The organism is Bacillus sp. 7894-2 (assembly GCF_002272225.1).
GTDB lineage: Bacteria > Bacillota > Bacilli > Bacillales > Cytobacillaceae > Cytobacillus.
Window position 1 is genome coordinate 72,767 of the sequence record NZ_NPDG01000058.1, and the last position, 15,538, is coordinate 88,304.

Consider the following 15,538-nt stretch of genomic DNA (forward strand, 5'->3'; position numbering starts at 1 on the left):
CGGGTTGCAGCCAGGTCTTCTGTTTATTTTCCGCTATTGTTCCTGCCGCTTCTTGTGATGGGGGCAAGGAACCTTGAGGAATGTGTCTTCCGTCCACGCCTTTTTTCCGGCACAGATATATACAAGTCTTTCCTGGCCCTTGTTACAGCAACGTACATTAACCTTCGTTCTTCCTCTAATGGGGCAGAATCACCTGAACGGTAAGCTTCCAGTGCATGATCATGCGGAAGGTTTCCTTCAACTGCACCGGCCACATATACCACATTATATTCAAGCCCTTTTGCACGGTGGATAGTGCTTAATGTAATGGCATTATCATTATTCCTGCTGAGGCGCTTGATTTCTTTGTTCATGGCTCTCATATGTTCGGTATGCTCCAGAAACTCTTTAAGAGACTGAAAGTTGCGCGCAGCGACCTTCAAATCTTTTATATCATCAGAACCTTTATCCATTTTATTGCCTTCATTGCCGCGTTTTTTTATAAAGTCCTGAAAGCCCAATTCCTTTTCAACAGTTTCTATTGCGGTGATGGGACTAAGTCCTGAGATCGACCTGGTAACAGGGATCACTTTTTTTAATTTGCTTTCCTGAAAAGCAAAGCCTGTTTTTATAAATTTCAGGCACTCAAGTAATGAGCAATCCTGTAAGATGCTTTCTGCCTTAATATCCTGAAGGACAGATTGTTTAACAAATAGAGAAGGCAGCATATCTTTCAAAGCTGTCTGGTCATCTTCATTCACCGACAGCTTTAGAAAAGCAAGCATGCTTCGAACAATAAACCGATCATAAAACGATTCGGCATCCTGATCCAATTTAAACGGAAGGCTGGAATTGGCCAGCCGCTCAAAAATGGCCCTGCTCCCGGTATGAGTACGGAATAATACTGCAAAATCCCGCGGTTCATACCCTTCTTCAATTTTTTCCTGGATATCAGTCAGGATCATTGTAGCTTCTTCTTCCTCATCATAAGGAAAAAAGAGAAAGGGGTGCTGTCCACCTGAAAATTGAGCACTCATGCTTTTGGGACGTCTATATTTATTCAGAGAAATGATATGGTTTGCAGCTGATACGATCTCATGAGCAGAGCGGTAATTCTGACTCAATGTTATTACTTTTGCACCAGGGAAATCTTTTTCGAAATCCAAAAGATATTGGGGATCGCTCCCTCTGAAGGCATATATAGATTGATCATCGTCACCCACTGCACAGACATTTTTGGTTTTATCAGACAGCATTTTCATTAGCTCATATTGAACATTATTAATATCCTGGAACTCATCGATCAGGAAATACTGAAAGCGATTTTGATATTGTTCGAGAAGCTCAGGTTCTTCGAGAAAAAGGGCATGACAGCCTGTGAGCATATCATCAAAATCGAACAATTCTCTTTTTATCTTTGTTTGTTCATACCTATTATAAAGAATCGCAGTTTGTTCCTCCCACTCATTCTTTGGATGAACCTTCCCGGGTATGGTGAGAGAATTTTTCCAATAACTGATTTGCTGGAGGGCGAGGTCAAACGCAAATTCCTTTTCATCGAGCTTTAAGTCTTTGCTGGATTCCTTAATTATCTGTTCCCGCTGCCATTCTTTATTAAGGAGCTTGCCGGAAGCCCATTTTTCCGGATTGTGGAAGGAAAGGATCCGATAAAATAAGCTGTGAAAAGTGCCTGAAACAATTTGCCTGACCTTACGGGAATCCATTCCAGGGTATTGGATAAGGCGCTCCTTCATTTCAGCAGCAGCCTTAGCTGTAAATGTGACAAGCATTATGGATTTAGGGTCGATATTTTTCTCACGAAGCATAAAAGCAGTCCGTGTTGTTAAAACACGGGTTTTGCCGCTGCCTGCACCTGCCAGAACGAGCAGCGGGCCATCTACATGAGATACAGCCGCTGCCTGCTGTTTATCCAAGAATACACCTGCCTGTGAAAGGGACTTTAGGTATTCATCAGGGAAACTGGGACTTGCAGTAGCTTCTTTTAAATAGGGTGGGATATTTTTTACCGGCTGAGCCTTTTTAAAGGCTGATTCGGTTTCCTTTACTGCCGCTGAAGCAATTGGCCTCGAAACAGGAATTTTAAACCCGTTTCTTTCTATATATTCTTCAGTCTCCGTCTGGACTGGTTCGGGGTTAAGAGCTATATCTTTGCACGTTCTGCTGCTTTGATGAATATGATAAAAATGAGGTTCATCAAGAATTCCCAAATACAAGCGGACAGAAGCTCCGCAATCAGGACAACACAGCTTTCCTTTTTTGCCTTCTTCATAAATATGCTGAAAACTTTCTCTGTTCAATTGTTCCAGATTCACAGTCTTATTATGTAATTTTGCTGTTTTCATAAAAATACCCCATTATATATAAATTGCCGAGTTTAACAATATAATTTCTTTTTAACCACAAGACAAATTTAATCATAACAAACCGGTAAAGGATTCTAAAGTGCTATTCTGTTTAAAATTTCATGAAAACGGGTACATAAAATTAAAAATAGTTACGTATTCTCTTAATAATCAGATAAATACATAATCGAAGGGGGAGTCTTCATGGGCTATATTCTGCCTGTAACATCATATCAATATAATCAGTATGCAGAAAGAGAGATTGGCACAAAGTATGATCCTTTCCGGTTGGTGCCAGTTCCCAGGATATCAGCACAATCCAATGAAAAAGCATTCCGTCACGAACTTCCCCTTGATTTTCAAAGAAGGTCTACTAAATCAATTAATAAAGAGCGGGAAGACACCCAAACACGCAACACAAGGAAAAAAGCAGAAGAAACATATGGAGAGCTGACAGGAAAAGGGCGTTTTATTAGTGAATGCATATAAGAAAGCCGAAGAAGGACCTAGTTATCTAAATCCCCAAATTAGAGGAGAGGCTTAGTATTTTTGCACGTGCAAGGCCTCTCCTTTTTTCCATTCAGCGTACAGAACATCTTTCACACCGCTCGCTCCAAATTTTTTAATTTCATTCTTTAGTATTGTTTCATCCCAATTAATGCTTTTAAGATTATCCCAAACCACCTCTCCGTCTAAAATTACTGTTACAGGCAGTTCAACATTATTTGTTGGGAGGTTCAAATCTTGAATGGTTGGTGCCGCGAAATGCGGTTTTTTTAATGCACTGACAGTTCCATCCGTTTCCAGTATGGCATATTCACATTCTCTGATTGAAAAAACATCCTTTGATCTGAGGAGGTGCTGCAGCTGATTGATGTCGAGATGATTTTTTTTCAGTTCTTCATAAATAATTTTCCCTTTTTTTATAACGATTGAGGGCTCACCTTCAAGAAGCTTGCGAGCCCGCTTATATTTCTGAGTAAGAGTTTCTGTTGCGTATATGAGAGTCCCCCATACTGTAACAGCAAAGAAAATTTCGGGAATTCCAGTCTCCTGGTCGTATAGAGCATTGCCAACCAGCTCGCCTAACACGATTGCTGAGATAAAATCAAAAGGAGTAATTTGTGTAATTTGTGTTTTACCAAGGAGTTTCGCCATAATAAACAAGAAAATATATCCTACCCCAAGTACACTTAAGATATGTAAATATTCCATTCAAACCACTCCTTAGAATGCTGTATCCCAAATAGTGTTTGCAGAAAGCCCTAAAATTATTGCAACTTCTAACGCGTTTGCTCTAAGATGAGGCATCAAAAAAGCTCCCACCATCATGGCAGGAGCTTGTCCGCTATATTGTTTTCTTCATTGTACGGTGCGGGATTCCGGCATCCATAAATTCTTCAGAGATCACCTTATAGCCCAGTTTTTCATAAAAGGGTATGGCCTGAGTCTGGGCATTTAATTTTAAGGCAGACAATCCTTGTTTCAAAGCATGTTCCTCAATTTTATCCATTATTGCTTTTCCGGATCCGCTCTTGCGGTGTTCCTTCAATACGCAAATTCTTTCCACTTTGCCATTGCCGTCAACGGTACGAAACCTTCCGGCACCTGCTGGCATGCCATTATTATAAAGTACAAAATGGACTGCTTCGTCCTCGAACTGATCGATTTCCTCTTCTTCAGGAACATTTTGCTCGCTGACAAAAACGTGTTTCCTTACTGAGAAAGCATCTAGCAGTTCTTGCTCAGATGATACAACTTTTACTTCCATTTCACTATTCCTTTCCTAGCCTGAATGTTTCATATACGGTCCAAGAACCATTTTCCAGCTGATACAGAAGGTGAAAACGATCGATAACCTCTTCATGATTCACGGGCTGCATCCTTAAACTTCCATAAACATCTGAATGCTCATCATTGGAGAGTTTTTGCCCGATGGTAATATGTGGGACAAAATTATATTCGGGTGTTTCTCCGCTAATATGATCATTTAGTTCAATATGTAACTCTTCGAGCTGTGCTGAAGGCTCAATCTTGAAATAAATCACATTGTTGACAGGCTGGAAAGAGCTGATTTTTGATGCATTTATTTGAAATGGGTCGTGTTTCTTAGCTATTTCATAAAGCGTTTCTGTCAGCTGCTTTATTTCTTCTTCAGATGCTTCAAAGCGCGATCTTAAAGTTATATGCGGAGAAATTAGAGCATAATGCGGGTCATACCGCTTTCTATAAGAATTGGCCAAATCCTGCAGTTTTTTTGACGGGAAAATAACAATGCCGTAATTAGTCTCCATACAACAACCTCCATGTTTATTAATAATTTTTATAATAGGCAGGCTCTACTGAGATGAAAAACACTTTGTTGAACTATTATAGCAAATTTTCTAAATTCATTATCTAATTATACCTTTTTTCACAATAAAAAGCAGTGAGCTTAGGTAATCTTTTTATAGCGGAAGAATAGTTCTTTTCACTCAATTTCCAGTTAAAACATAAACTTTAACGCCCTTTTTAAATCAGGCTGCCAGTATGTCCATGTATGATCTCCCTCGAATTCATCATAAAAGTAAGGAAATTGCTTTTGCTTTAACAGATTGGAAAGATCCCGGTTTGGAGTCAGAAAGTCTTTCTCTTCCCCTCCTGTGGTTTTTACGGATGTCTCGCCTTTCCCGATAACATGGTAAATATTAAGAAGGTGAGGCTGGGTAAATTCCTCTACAGCTGCTGTAACGGAGTTATCAACATAAGGTGATTGAAGAATTAGCCTTCCGAAGGTATTAGGGTATTGAAGGGCCGCCATTAAGGAAACAGTTGCAGCAAGGGAATCTCCCATAAGTGCTCGTCCCATTCCCATTTGATAAGTAGGGAACTCATTGTCAAGGTATGGAACCAGTTCATGTGCAAGAAAACGGATATATGCATTATGCTTTTCACCGTCCGGATGATATTTCTTCCATCTGTCTTTGACGTTTTTATAAGGCACACCAACAATAATGATGTTTTCGATTCCTTTTCCATCTAATAATTCATCTGCAATGCGCCCGACTCTTCCCAGCTGGAAGTAATCCTTCCCGTCCTGGGCTATAACAACAGTGTATTTATATAAAGGTGAGAAGGAAGCGGGCAAATAAATGAGCAGTTCAACGTCTTCGCCCAGCTCTTTGCTTTGAATTGTAATGTCATGTATTGATCCTCTAGGGTAATCCATAATGTCTGTTCCTCCGTTTAGTCTTTATGTAAGAGTTTACATGATGATTTTATCATATATATATAGGAATTGCTTTTTACTTGCATTCTCATTCATTTACCGGGATCAATTTTATTTGTAGTAAATAAATTTCCGTATTTAAATGAAACTAGGAATCATTTGACAATTCTAATAAAGTTTATGTTAGTATATAATTGATGAAATCTAATCTTTAAAAGGGGGAAATAGGATGAAGAAGAGAAGTATATTCCTGTCCACAGCTCTGCTGTTAGCGCTTTCCATGGTTCTTGCAGCCTGCGGCGGCGGTAAAGATGAAGGCGGCGGAGATGGAAAAGGCGGCGCAGACAAGCCTAAGTTCATGAGCATTGTAACTGGTGGAACAGGCGGTACATACTATCCGCTGGGCGGATCATTCGCTGAAATTATTTCTGATGCTACAGGCATTGATACAAATGCTGAAGTTTCAGGTGCATCTGCAGAGAACATGAACACATTGAAAGATGGCAATGCTGAGATTGCATTTTCTCAAACTGACATTGCTTCATATGCGCAAGAAGGTAAATTAATGTTTGAAGGTGCAGCAGTTGACAATGTAAGTGCGATCGGCACCCTTTATCCGGAAACGATCCAGATCGTTACTACTGCAAAATCTGGCATTAAATCTGTTGAAGACTTAAAAGGCAAAAAAGTTTCAATCGGTGCACCTGGTTCAGGAACTGCTGCAAACGCAGAGCAGATTCTTGAAGTGCATGGAATCAAATTGGATGACATTAAAAAACAGGACCTTTCTTTTGATGAATCAACTGCCGGAATTCAGGATGGCAATATTGATGCTGCATTCGTTACAGCCGGAACACCTACAGGTGCTGTAGAAGGACTTTCTGCAACGGAAGATGTTGTGATTATTCCACTTGAGCAGGATAAAATCGATGCATTAATCGAGCAATATCCTTACTATGTACAGGATGAAGTGCCATCTGGAACATATAAGCTTGCGGAAGCTGCGCCGACAGTCGCAGTTCAGGCAATGCTTGTTGTTTCAAATGACCTTTCAGAGGATGTAGTTTACGATGTTACGAAAGCAATCTTTGAGAACCTGGACAAAGTTACACATGCCAAAGGAAAAATGATTAAAGCTGAAAATGCTGTAAAGGGTACTGGCATCGAACTGCACCCTGGTGCTAAAAAGTATTTCGATGAAAAAGGCTTTAAAGCTGAATAATCTTTCACCAACATAATCAAATAATGAATTTTGGCCGGCTGTAAAACCTGATAAGGTTATTGCGCCGGTCAATTAATTTTTAAAATGAAGTGGCAATCAATTGTAAAAACTGACAAATTTTTTTAGGTGGAGGTTTCATGAAATTTAATAAGCCAGGGTATAAAAAGGCGGTCCTGGCACTCCTCGTAATCATAACCATCGCAATCATGTTCTTCATACCCATTAAGCAGGCGGTTGTTTTTGAGTATCAAAACAAAGGAAAGGTGATTGCTTATTTCCCGATTAAAGAGGACAGAACATTTAAGATAAAGTATACACATTCCATCCACCTTACTGATGTTGTAGAAAGCTATACTATAACCGGAGATGGAAGTATTAAATTGTTCGAACTCATGTATGAGGATTTTGCCATTGGCATGCCTGAAAATGCTTCAGATGGAGAAACATTTGAACAAAAGAACGGCAAATATTATATTAAGAATATGAAAAGGGTTTTTCCTTCATTTGACCTAAGGCTGGGTAAGGTCAGAGCCAATCACAGATTGATTATGCAAGGCCGGGAATATGTCCTTTCAGATTATATCGAACCTGGTACATGGGTAAGAATAAAGGCGAAAAAGATAAACTTAATCGAGGTGTTGAAAGGAGTGAATATCCTTGGAAAATAAAGGGGAAACATTATCTCTTGAGGAACAGCAGAAATTGCTGGAGAAATATGATCCAGAGGCTGGTACAAGGAAATTAGGAGGAGTACTGGGCTGGATCGTCTTTTTTGGGCTATTGGCATTTTCGCTTTTCCATTTATATACAGGGGTTTTCGGGATGCTTACAGCCCAGCTGCAGCGTTCGATTCATTTAGGTTTTGCATTAGCCCTAATCTTTCTTTTGTTCCCTGCAAGGAAGAAAGACAGGGGACGAAAGCATAAGGTTGCCTGGTACGATATCATTTTAGCTATACTGGGTATTGCTGTAGGAGCTTATTGGCCACTTTTTATTGATGAAATTGTCATGAGGGCCGGGCGTCTGACCGAGATTGATTTTTATGTTGGTCTCATTGCAGTTCTTCTGGTTCTGGAAGCTACCAGGCGTGCGGTTGGTCTTCCCATAACCATTATTGCCGTCATTTTTCTTGCCTATGCGATGTTCGGGCCATATATGCCGGCATTTTTGGCGCACCGGGGTCTTGATTTAGAAAGATTGGTCCAGACCATGTTCTTTACGACAGAGGGTATCCTGGGTACCCCTTTAGGTGTATCTGCTACGTTTATTTTCCTATTCTTGTTATTTGGTTCGTTCCTGGTAAAAACGGGGGTTGGCCAGTATTTTAATGATTTGGCCGTATCCATCGCTGGAAAGAGAACAGGCGGACCGGCTAAGGTTGCCATTTTTTCAAGTGCACTACAGGGAACAATTAGCGGAAGTTCTGTAGCTAACGTAGTAACTTCAGGCTCTTTTACCATCCCTATGATGAAAAAGCTTGGCTACAAAAAAGAATTCGCTGGCGCAGTTGAAGCGACTGCATCTACTGGCGGCCAGATTATGCCTCCAATCATGGGTGCTGCTGCATTCCTGATGGTTGAGTTTATTGGCGGCGGTATTACATACTGGGATATTGCAAAGGCAGCTGCAATTCCGGCGCTTCTATATTTTGCAGGAGTATGGATCATGACTCACTTCGAAGCGAAGCGTGTAGGCCTTAGGGGTCTGAAAGATGAAGAAATGCCTAACCGGAAAGAAGTATTGAAGAAGATTTATCTGCTGCTGCCGATTTTAGCAGTTATCATCCTGCTGATGAGCGGAATGAGTGTAATACGTGCTGCTCTTTGGTCAATTGTCATTACGGTTGCAGTAAGTATGATCAGCAAGGAAACGCGGATTGGATTCAGAGATGCTATCGATGCTTTAGTTGATGGTGCACGTACAGCTTTGGGCGTTGCTGCAGCAACAGCTGCGGCAGGTATTATAGTTGGGGTAGTTGTAAAGACAGGGCTTGGATTAAAGATGGCGAATGGCCTTCTTGATCTTTCCGGCGGGCTGTTGATCCCTACTTTGATGCTGACAATGGTTGCAGCAATTATCCTGGGAATGGGATCACCAACAACGGCAAACTATGTTATTACATCAACAATAGCCGCCCCGGCAATCATTCTCCTGGGTGTACCTGATTTATCTGCTCACTTATTTGTATTCTACTTCGGTATTGTGGCAGATGTCACACCTCCAGTTGCTCTTGCAGCATTTGCCGCAGCTGGAGTATCCGGCGGAGATCCGATAAAGACAGGCGTAACAGCATCCAAGCTTGCCATCGGGGCTTTTATTATCCCATACATGTTTGTCCTGTCACCGGAGTTATTGATGATCGATACCACCTGGTATTACTTAATCTGGGTAGTATTCACCGCTTTAGCAGGTATGATGGCAATTGGCGCTGGTGTAATTGGCTACTGGCTGCGTAAGTTGAATATTTTTGAAAGACTGCTTGGAATTGCAGGAGGCCTGCTGCTTATTTACCCTGAAGGGGTTACTGATATTATAGGATTAGGTATCTTTATTCTGTTGATTGCATTGCAGGTTTTCATAAAAAAAGACGATCAAGCCAAGCCGCAAACAGCTTAATCTGTTAAAAAAAGCTTACGCGCTTGAGTCAGAAATTTCCCGAAGTATAAAATAAATTTAAAGAAAAAAGGAAGGATGCTCATATGAGATCCTTCCTTTTTTCTTCTGTTTGCTGGGGATGTCAAGCTCCTTGGTCGCTATGGCCGATAGAAAGTGTGGCACTGACATAATCTTCTTCACTGCTGGTTAATAGAACAGTGAATGTACCGGGTTCATCGCCTTCATATACTTCTTCACTGAGGGTTTCTTTTAATAGTTTGCTTTTATACTCAATGATTTCACGCTGGTTATTTTCGTCTTTAACTCTGTTAACTTCCTCGGCATCTTTCGGAATCCTTTTTTCGATAAATGCAAGAACCTCTTCATTACTCATCTCTTTTTCCATATCCTCAAATTGCAGCTCAACATTAACTGCGCGATGGGTTTTAAACTCTACCAGCATACTGTCTCCATTAAAGCGGGCTATCTCCTCGTTGTTTTTATTTTCACCATAAGCCTCTGTGAAAAGGTCTCGAGTGTCTCCCAAGCCAACTTCTTCAGTTATTCTTTTATTTTCTTCGGGTGTTTCTTCCGTTTCTGCCCGCTGTTCTTCCGTAGAAGGGTTGTTTTTGTCTTCCTCCTCTACAATTTGCTCTTCAGTCTGATTACAGCCAGCCAGTATAAGGCTGCCTGCAAACAATGCAGTAATGAATGATAATGCGTTAGATTTCATAAAATCCTTCCTTTCCTAATCATGTGGAATTTTAGGGTCCATTCCCAGTTAGAGAATATATACCCCAAAGGGAGCAGGATAATCGGGAAGGAGAAATAATAAAAAGCCGTACTTCTTCTGCGGAAATACAGCCTTGATGAGTGAATGATCTGGTCTTTTAGCTAATCTGGCGAGCCTTCTTTTCAGGTAAGATGGACATAATATGATTCAAATTAAAGATACGCATTTGCTTTCTATATAAACAATAGGCTAAAATCGTACTCCCTCGAAGTTCTTTGATTAATATTTTTCTTTGTGTAAATGAATTGCGTTTGGAGAGATAAATGATTTCCACAGGCTTTCTCTCTTCCATAGCACGATAAAGAATTCCTTTCATAGAGAAACCCCCTCCTTACTTTTATTTACATTATAAACGAACATGCGTTCTTAATCAAGAGGGATACGAAAAAATGTTCGCATAAAAAAAGACTTCCTAAATGAAGTCTTTTAAATAATCTTTAATCCCTTCTCTTTTAAGTGATTCAAAAGGACAGTCCCATATTGAATGGCATAGCCTAAAAAGATGGCTACAAACAAAGTCCCCAATCCAACCGGGCCGCCTAAGAGAAGGCCAATGGCCAATGCTAAAAATTCATTAATAATGCGTGCAGTCTTCAAGCTGATATTGAGCCTTTTGGCAGTTGCGATCATTAATCCATCAATGGGGCCGCTGAATAATTGCGGCCGGATATAGATGGATACTCCGAAGCCCAGAAGTATAATACCAGTAAAGAAGGCAAGTATCTGATAGGGAAAGTGTGTAACGGTGAAGCCGCTAAAAACAAGTTCCATCCAAAAATCGATCCCGAGACTCGCTAAAATGGTTCCTATAAATGATTTAAACTGCGGTTTTTCCCAGGTGAGTATGGCATTGAAAAATATAAGGGAAGCCGTAACCAGGAATGACCATGTTCCAATGGTGAGACCGAACTTATTGAAAAGCCCAACATAAACAGTGTCCCAGGCACCCGCACCAAGATTGGATAAGATGATTAGTGAAACACCGAGAGTGAGAATTAAATAACCTGCAATTATTTGAATGAATGTAGTGTGTTTAATCATGTAGAATCCTCCCCAATACATATTACAGTATTTAAATAATTACTCAAGGGGAAGAAGATATCCATTAGATTCCATCGATTAAACATAGAAAAACAGCTCCCGATAATGGGAGCTGTTCAATGGTACTTATACCTTAATATCAATTTTTGCATTTTTCTTCAATTCTTCCACATGCTTAACGAGCATTTCCTGCTGTTTTTGCTGTTCGAGCTGCTGTTTGATCTGCGGTTTTACTTCTTCCAATTTAGGGGGCTCCTGTCCTTCAGCACCACCCTGACTTGCATATTCTTCATAGAATTTTTGAATTTCTGCATCTGTAACATTCTCAGGTTTAATCTCGCCTTCGATGTATTTCGTATATTTAATATTGTTGGCAATTTCCGTCTCTAATGAATCGGGATTAAGGCCTGCCTGTTTCATTGCTGTTTCAAATTCTTTATCATTCTTGAATTGTCCTTTTGTTTCTTCGAGCTGCTTTTTGACTTCTTCATCAGAAGCTTTATAGCCTTTTTTATCTGCCTCCTGGAGAAGAAGTGTCTGGCCCACTAGACTGTCAAGTGTCTGCTTCTTAATTTTCTCTGCAGCATCTTTTGCAGTAGGGTCTTGTCCCATTTGCTGATACATCATTTGTGAAGAAGTAAGCACACTGTTATACTCACGTCCAAGAATTTCCTGGTCATTCACAATTGCAACTGTCTTTTTCTCATCAAGCTTTTGCTTATCCATTTTCTTTTGCATTTCTTCCATTTGCTTCTGCTGGTCCTGCTGCTGGTCGGTTTCAGCTGTTTTCGGTTCTTCTTTTTTATCTGCACTCTTGCTTTTATCGTCAGCTCCGCAAGCAGCTAAAACGGCAGATAGTAATACTAGTAAAAAGGGATACATTAGTTTCTTCATTGATATTTCTCCTTCCGTAACCCTGTATAGTTTGATTCAACTAACAAATGAATCATATAGAGGGCATTATAATGCATATAATCATAAAAAGATACCTTTAAGGTACAAAAGCCGAATTTGTAAAGGGAATGTAATCTGGTTATAAAGCTCTTAACCTGATAGTTTCTGGATGAAATATATGTATTGACTTTTTTATTGAAAAGAAGTATATTTTATATTGTCCCCAATACAGGGAAATATACATAACGATTCCGTAGCTCAGCTGGGAGAGCGCTACCTTGACAGGGTAGAGGTCGCTGGTTCGAACCCAGTCGGAATCATACTTAAAGTGTCTGGCTATCAATAGCCGGGCACTTTTTTGTGCATCTGGAAATAGTTTTTTTATGCTGGGATTTCCTCCGATGTTTTAACGAAACAGTGATAGGGAATCGTTAAAATATAAAAATTCACAAAATAATTTTTATTGAAAATCTATGCTATAATTTTATTGTGAAATTACAAGAGTTAGGGGATATTTCTATGTTGAAAGATCTGTTTATAGGCCTTTCCCAAAACGAATTTCTGAATAGTGCCGCAAAGAAATATGGATTGAAACTAGGCGCGCAGAATGTAGTTGCCGGGACAAATCTAGATGAAGCAATTCAGAGCATAAAAGAGCTAAATGCTCATGGCATCTCTTGTACTGTCGATAACCTCGGTGAATTCGTTTATAAAAAGGAAGAGGCGGCAGAAGCGAAAAAACAAATTATAGAAGTGATAGAGGCCATTCATGCAAATCAGGTGGATGCACATATCTCTTTAAAGCCTTCTCAATTAGGTCTTGATATTGACTACTCTTTCTGTCTTGAAAATGTCAGGGAGATAGTAGAAAGAGCAAGCCACTATGGTATTTTTGTGAACATGGATATGGAAGACTCCAAGCGCTTGCAGCCTTCCTTTGACATTTTGGATGAAGTATCCAAAGAATACAATAACGTCGGTACAGTTATTCAGGCATATTTCCTGGGTGCTGAAGAAGATCTTAAGAAATATCAGAACTTCCGGCTGCGGATTGTTAAGGGTGCTTACAAAGAGCCTGAAGAAATTGCTTATCAGGACAAAAATGACATTGACGCTAACTTTATAAAATTAATAGATTGGCATTTACTGAATGGCAAATTCACGTCAATTGCAACACATGATCATAATGTAATTAATCATGTAAAAGATTTTGTAAGGGCTAACAATATCCCTAAAGATAAATTTGAATTCCAAATGCTCTATGGCTTCCGTAAGGATATGCAGCTGAAGCTTGCTGGTGAAGGCTATAATTTCTGCACATATGTTCCTTTTGGACATGACTGGTATGGCTACTTCATGAGACGCCTGGCAGAACGGCCGCAGAACTTAAATCTTGTGGCCAAGCAGGTATTTACCAAGAAAACCAATACGATCATTGGTGTTGCAGCAGGAGCTTTCTTTTTAGGCAGATTGGCAAAGAAACGAAAAAAATAGTAATGCAGGAGCCTCCCAGAAAATTTAGTGGGAGGCTTTTTATCTTTTTATAAAGGAATTCTGGGCTATGGCTTTATTAAACTTGTAATTGAAGAAATGAAAGAGAAATATGGGTGCCAAGAAATCTACCTATCTGTCATTAAGGAGAACGAGCCGGCTATTCGTGTATATGAGAAAGTTGGTTTTGAACCGACAGGTGAGGTTATTCAGGCCTTTCATCCTGAACCTGTATACAAGTTAATAGTGTAAAGGAATCCCTGACTTTGTTGTCAGGGATTTTCTTTTGGCTATTTTATTACTTTGAATTGAACAATCAAACAAATACATGCAATAACACAAATCCCCAAAATACAAATGCCGTCTTGTAATGAAATCTTCTTCTCATACCTGTTGATTTCCTTCTGCGCAAAACTCCGCTGAATAAAAGAACGGCCAGGAGTAACAAAGTGAAAAATCCACTGCTTGTTTTTATGCTCCATAATTCCTGTAAGTGGGCAGCAATCATTAAAGAGGCATGTATAATAACCAGAAAAGAAGCCGTAACACCAATTGAAACATGATACTTCATCATTTTCTTTGAAATCTTTGCAAGTGTAATTTTAACCTTCCGTAATTTACTTTTTCGGATAAGTAAAAACACAAAATACATATTCAAGTTTAGTAAGAATAAAATAAATGCCGCCTGCGCTAAAACTTTTCCCAAAAGGATTAGATTTGTATCATATCCTTTGTAGAAGCTCCATAGAAGAATGGTAAGAATCGTAAAAAAGTTAATGCCTAGCCATCTGGCAATCATGTTAATCCTCCAGGCTTTTTACTTAATATAACATAATTTGTAATTGTGGGTTATACAATTTACATTGCATAAAAATAAATTATTTTTATTAAAAATGCATTTTTCTATTGCTAAAGAAGTATTTCATCCATTAAAATTCTCTTAAAGAAGGATTGCCTTCATGAAAAATAGATTTCCATAAAAATAAATAATTTAGAATAGTAGAAAATCTTCTTGTTAGAGAAGCATTTCGTGCTTTATACTTTGTATAAGAAGTTTTTCCTTCACTATTCATGAGGAGCCGTCATGAATAAGAAAACAATGAGCCAGTTGATTAAAGAAAGCTACTCTACTCTCTCACCAGGGCAGAGAAAAGCAGCTGAATTTATTATGGAGCATGCTGATGAAGCAGTGCTATTAACAGCATTCCAAGTTGGTAGAAGTGCAGGAGTCAGTGAGACAACGGTCATTCGGCTTGCATATGCACTAGGCTTCAGCGGTTATTCCCAAATGCAGGATCGAATCAGAAAAGAGTGGCTTGCCGGGAAACAACATGACACTATTGATCCTTCCGAAGATGATGCTGCAAAAGAGAACCTGTTTAAGAGGGTCATTGATCAAGAGAGGAAAATACTTCGGCAATTGCTTGATCAGGTTGATGAAATAGAAGTTTGGAAAGCGATTGATGCATTAATCCAGGCAGACAGGGTTTATATTGGGGGCTTTGGCAGTTCCTTTTCAGCAGGATACTGGTTTTATTACACACTTAAACAAATAAGGGGAAATGTTTATATCTCAGACCCTAACGGATTTATTCCTGAGGATGTGTGTGATTTAACAGAGCAGTCCGCAGTTGTCATTTTTTCTTTTCCGCGCTATCGAAAAGAAACCTTGAAGCTGGCTTTATTTGCAGAGAGGAAAGGCTCCGGGGTTATTGCTATCTCAGACAGGCAGCTTTCGCCGATCGGGCAGCTGGCTGCAGTCACACTTACTACCAACGAACTCATGGATAGTGGGCATCATTCCATTGCTTCGGTTATTAGTTTACTGGAGGTGCTGGTTGCAGGTATCGAAGAACGAAATCATGAAAATATTGCAAAAAGGCAGCAGGACCTGGAAGTTCTTTATTCAAATATGGAGTTATTTATTGAATAAAACTGAACAGCCGGGGAGT

At 39.6% G+C, this 15,538-nt stretch carries 17 protein-coding genes and 1 tRNA gene; 8 read left to right on the plus strand and 10 right to left on the minus strand.

Annotation, left to right across the window (positions count from 1 at the left end):
• Window positions 1-23: 23 nt before the first annotated feature.
• Window positions 24-2,342, minus strand: coding sequence for a UvrD-helicase domain-containing protein (locus CHI10_RS08850; protein WP_095243948.1), 2,319 nt, complete (start codon window positions 2,340-2,342; stop codon window positions 24-26).
• Window positions 2,343-2,546: 204 nt separating this feature from the next.
• Between CHI10_RS08850 and CHI10_RS08855 the strand changes: the two genes are divergently transcribed.
• Window positions 2,547-2,831 (plus strand): hypothetical protein, encoded by a 285-nt coding sequence (locus CHI10_RS08855; RefSeq protein WP_095243949.1) that lies wholly within the window; start codon window positions 2,547-2,549, stop codon window positions 2,829-2,831.
• Window positions 2,832-2,882: 51 nt separating this feature from the next.
• On the opposite strand, the gene CHI10_RS08860 is transcribed toward CHI10_RS08855, so the two are convergent.
• The 4 genes from CHI10_RS08860 to CHI10_RS08875 form a co-directional block, all read right to left on the minus strand.
• On the minus strand, window positions 2,883-3,557 hold the full coding sequence (locus tag CHI10_RS08860) for a DUF421 domain-containing protein (RefSeq protein ID WP_095243950.1): 675 nt from the start codon (window positions 3,555-3,557) through the stop codon (window positions 2,883-2,885).
• A gap of 133 nt (window positions 3,558-3,690) precedes the next feature.
• A complete protein-coding gene (locus CHI10_RS08865) occupies window positions 3,691-4,113 on the minus strand; it encodes a GNAT family N-acetyltransferase (RefSeq protein ID WP_076256734.1) in 423 nt (140 codons plus the stop codon).
• A gap of 4 nt (window positions 4,114-4,117) precedes the next feature.
• Window positions 4,118-4,636, minus strand: coding sequence for a YjcG family protein (locus CHI10_RS08870; protein WP_095243951.1), 519 nt, complete (start codon window positions 4,634-4,636; stop codon window positions 4,118-4,120).
• A 191-nt stretch (window positions 4,637-4,827) separates the two neighbouring features.
• Entirely contained in the window at window positions 4,828-5,550 is a 723-nt protein-coding gene (locus CHI10_RS08875) for an alpha/beta hydrolase (protein ID WP_179288983.1), read from the minus strand.
• 229 nt (window positions 5,551-5,779) lie between these two features.
• On the opposite strand from CHI10_RS08875, the gene CHI10_RS08880 reads away from it, so the two are divergent.
• The 3 genes from CHI10_RS08880 to CHI10_RS08890 all read left to right on the plus strand — a co-directional run bounded on the left by CHI10_RS08880 (window position 5,780) and on the right by CHI10_RS08890 (window position 9,388).
• Window positions 5,780-6,772: a TAXI family TRAP transporter solute-binding subunit gene (locus tag CHI10_RS08880; RefSeq protein ID WP_095243953.1), complete on the plus strand. Its 993-nt coding sequence runs from the start codon at window positions 5,780-5,782 to the stop codon at window positions 6,770-6,772.
• Between the two features lie 137 nt (window positions 6,773-6,909).
• On the plus strand, window positions 6,910-7,440 hold the full coding sequence (locus CHI10_RS08885; RefSeq protein WP_095243954.1) for a DUF1850 domain-containing protein: 531 nt from the start codon (window positions 6,910-6,912) through the stop codon (window positions 7,438-7,440).
• The gene (locus tag CHI10_RS08890; RefSeq protein WP_095243955.1) at window positions 7,430-9,388 is read left to right on the plus strand and encodes a TRAP transporter permease; all 1,959 of its coding nucleotides are present in this window, start codon (window positions 7,430-7,432) and stop codon (window positions 9,386-9,388) included. The genes CHI10_RS08885 and CHI10_RS08890 overlap by 11 nt, the downstream gene beginning before the upstream one ends.
• A 121-nt stretch (window positions 9,389-9,509) precedes the next feature.
• On the opposite strand, the gene CHI10_RS08895 is transcribed toward CHI10_RS08890, so the two are convergent.
• From CHI10_RS08895 to CHI10_RS08910, 4 genes are all read right to left on the minus strand, one after another.
• Window positions 9,510-10,100: a hypothetical protein gene (locus CHI10_RS08895; RefSeq protein WP_095243956.1), complete on the minus strand. Its 591-nt coding sequence runs from the start codon at window positions 10,098-10,100 to the stop codon at window positions 9,510-9,512.
• A gap of 157 nt (window positions 10,101-10,257) precedes the next feature.
• Window positions 10,258-10,476, minus strand: a complete 219-nt coding sequence (locus CHI10_RS08900) for a hypothetical protein (RefSeq protein WP_035327332.1) — start codon at window positions 10,474-10,476, stop codon at window positions 10,258-10,260.
• Window positions 10,477-10,586: 110 nt separating this feature from the next.
• A complete protein-coding gene (locus CHI10_RS08905) occupies window positions 10,587-11,201 on the minus strand; it encodes a YczE/YyaS/YitT family protein (protein WP_095243957.1) in 615 nt (204 codons plus the stop codon).
• Between the two features lie 126 nt (window positions 11,202-11,327).
• Window positions 11,328-12,095, minus strand: a complete 768-nt coding sequence (locus CHI10_RS08910) for a SurA N-terminal domain-containing protein (RefSeq protein ID WP_095243958.1) — start codon at window positions 12,093-12,095, stop codon at window positions 11,328-11,330.
• A 247-nt stretch (window positions 12,096-12,342) separates the two neighbouring features.
• On the opposite strand from CHI10_RS08910, the gene CHI10_RS08915 reads away from it, so the two are divergent.
• The 3 genes from CHI10_RS08915 to CHI10_RS08925 all read left to right on the plus strand — a co-directional run bounded on the left by CHI10_RS08915 (window position 12,343) and on the right by CHI10_RS08925 (window position 13,838).
• Window positions 12,343-12,415, plus strand: a tRNA-Val gene (locus CHI10_RS08915).
• A 199-nt stretch (window positions 12,416-12,614) separates the two neighbouring features.
• Complete coding sequence (locus tag CHI10_RS08920) at window positions 12,615-13,589, plus strand: proline dehydrogenase family protein (protein ID WP_095243959.1); 975 nt, start codon at window positions 12,615-12,617, stop codon at window positions 13,587-13,589.
• A gap of 27 nt (window positions 13,590-13,616) precedes the next feature.
• Window positions 13,617-13,838: a GNAT family N-acetyltransferase gene (locus CHI10_RS08925; RefSeq protein WP_286137264.1), complete on the plus strand. Its 222-nt coding sequence runs from the start codon at window positions 13,617-13,619 to the stop codon at window positions 13,836-13,838.
• Between the two features lie 64 nt (window positions 13,839-13,902).
• Here the strand turns inward: CHI10_RS08925 and CHI10_RS08930 are convergent, their stop codons facing one another.
• On the minus strand, window positions 13,903-14,385 hold the full coding sequence (locus tag CHI10_RS08930; RefSeq protein ID WP_095243960.1) for a hypothetical protein: 483 nt from the start codon (window positions 14,383-14,385) through the stop codon (window positions 13,903-13,905).
• A 285-nt stretch (window positions 14,386-14,670) separates the two neighbouring features.
• On the opposite strand from CHI10_RS08930, the gene CHI10_RS08935 reads away from it, so the two are divergent.
• Window positions 14,671-15,519 carry a MurR/RpiR family transcriptional regulator gene (locus CHI10_RS08935; protein ID WP_095243961.1) on the plus strand — a complete coding sequence of 283 codons (849 nt, stop codon included), beginning with the start codon at window positions 14,671-14,673 and terminating at the stop codon, window positions 15,517-15,519.
• Window positions 15,520-15,538: the final 19 nt, after the last annotated feature.